We start from the raw sequence: 339 nt of genomic DNA, 5'->3' as shown, positions 1-339 counted from the left end.
CTTGACAATGCTAAGCGCTTTGTTGACTGGGTACTATCAAAAGAAGGTCAGGAATTGGCTTGGAAAGAAGGCCAGTCTTACCAAATTTTAACCAATACCTTAGCAGAACAGTCTCCTGCAGCGCTCGATCCGAAGGCATTGACCTTAATTGACTATGATATGGAAACCTATGGTTCGGCAGATGAGCGTAAGCGACTGATCACGAAATGGGTCAGTGATGTCAAAATGGGTAATTAATCTCCCCTCGCAGCTCGGTGATTGAATCCGAGCTGCCTAATTCTATCAATCGATTTATTTTACCGTCATCCGGTGCCGGTTAATGTTGTGCTGCCTAAATGC

The 339-nt window shown here is 44.8% G+C and carries 1 pseudogene; it reads left to right on the top strand.

Features of this window, described 5'->3' with window-relative positions:
- Positions 1–237, top strand: a pseudogene (locus ACS2QP_RS27485) (hypothetical protein); the annotation flags it as partial.
- Between the last annotated feature and the right edge of the window lie 102 nt (positions 238–339).

Origin of the sequence: Bacillus cereus group sp. Bce019 (assembly GCF_051781745.1) — a bacterium.
GTDB classification, from domain to species: Bacteria; Bacillota; Bacilli; order Bacillales; family Bacillaceae_G; genus Bacillus_A; species Bacillus_A cereus.
Note: the sequence above shows the minus strand (reverse complement) of the source record. Positions and strands in the feature narration are given on the sequence as shown.